Raw genomic sequence first — 1691 nt, 5'->3', positions numbered from 1 at the left:
GTGTCTCTCAAAAGGAAAGCCAAGCCAGGCCCCTGCCCGGTCCCTGCGGGACCGGGGTACTGCTCCATAGAAAGGAGGTGATCCATCCCCACCTTCCGGTAGGGATACCTTGTTACGACTTCACCCCAATCATCTGCCCCACCTTCGGCGGCTGGGTCCCAGAAGGGTTCCCTCACCGACTTCGGGTGTTGCAAACTCTCGTGGTGTGACGGGCGGTGTGTACAAGGCCCGGGAACGTATTCACCGCGGCATGCTGATCCGCGATTACTAGCGATTCCGGCTTCATGCAGGCGAGTTGCAGCCTGCAATCCGAACTGAGAATGGCTTTTCTGGATTGGCTCCCCCTCGCGGGTTCGCGTCCCGTTGTACCATCCATTGTAGCACGTGTGTAGCCCAGATCATAAGGGGCATGATGATTTGACGTCATCCCCACCTTCCTCCGGTTTGTCACCGGCAGTCACCTTAGAGTGCCCAACTGAATGCTGGCAACTAAGATTAGGGGTTGCGCTCGTTGCGGGACTTAACCCAACATCTCACGACACGAGCTGACGACAACCATGCACCACCTGTCATTCCGTCCCCCGAAGGGGAACCGCCTCTCTCGAGGCGTAGCGGAAGATGTCAAGATCTGGTAAGGTTCTTCGCGTTGCGTCGAATTAAACCACATGCTCCACCGCTTGTGCGGGCCCCCGTCAATTCCTTTGAGTTTCAACCTTGCGGTCGTACTCCCCAGGCGGAGTGCTTAATGCGTTAGCTTCGGCACTACGGGTATCGAAACCCCTAACACCTAGCACTCAGCGTTTACGGCATGGACTACCAGGGTATCTAATCCTGTTTGCTCCCCATGCTTTCGCACCTCAGCGTCAGGTACAGACCAGAGAGTCGCCTTCGCCACTGGTGTTCCTCCACATATCTACGCATTTCACCGCTACACGTGGAATTCCACTCTCCTCTTCTGTCCTCAAGTTTCGCAGTTTCCAATGGCCTTCCACGGTTGAGCCGTGGCCTGTCACATCGGACTGACGAAACCGCCTGCGTGCCCTTTACGCCCAATAATTCCGGACAACGCTTGCCCCCTACGTATTACCGCGGCTGCTGGCACGTAGTTAGCCGGGGCTTTCTGGACAGGTACCGTCAGCACGCCAGCCTGTTCGACTGGCGTGGGTTCTTCCCTGTCAACAGAGCTTTACGATCCGAAAACCTTCATCACTCACGCGGCGTTGCACCGTCAGGCTTTCGCCCATTGCGGATGATTCCCTACTGCTGCCTCCCGTAGGAGTCTGGGCCGTGTCTCAGTCCCAGTGTGGCCGATCACCCTCTCAGGTCGGCTACGCATCGTCGCCTTGGGGAGCCCTTACCTCTCCAACTAGCTAATGCGCCGCGGGCCCATCGGACTGTGCAAGGATCCGAAGATCCCTGCTTTACCGCTGACCTCAGGCGAGGTCAGGGCGTATTGGGCATTAGCCCCGGTTTCCCGGGGTTATTCCCATCAGTCCGGCAGGTTGCCCACGTGTTACTCACCCGTCCGCCGCTCGTTCCACCGGTTTCCTCCCGAAGGAGTCCGCCGGCTTCCCGCGCTCGACTTGCATGTATTAGGCACGCCGCCAGCGTTCGTCCTGAGCCAGGATCAAACTCTCCGTAAAAAGTTTGATGCTGTGGCATCAGTGATGCCCTAAATAAATGGTTCTTTT

At 57.5% G+C, this 1691-nt stretch carries 1 rRNA gene; it reads right to left on the bottom strand.

Going from position 1 to position 1691, the window contains the following annotated elements:
• Positions 1-70: 70 nt before the first annotated feature.
• Positions 71-1643: ribosomal RNA gene (locus BLV22_RS14720) — 16S ribosomal RNA — on the bottom strand.
• Between the last annotated feature and the right edge of the window lie 48 nt (positions 1644-1691).

Source organism: Marinococcus luteus (genome assembly GCF_900106595.1).
Classification (GTDB): Bacteria; Bacillota; Bacilli; order Bacillales; family Marinococcaceae; genus Marinococcus; species Marinococcus luteus.
This window is presented reverse-complemented; position numbering and strand designations above follow the sequence as displayed.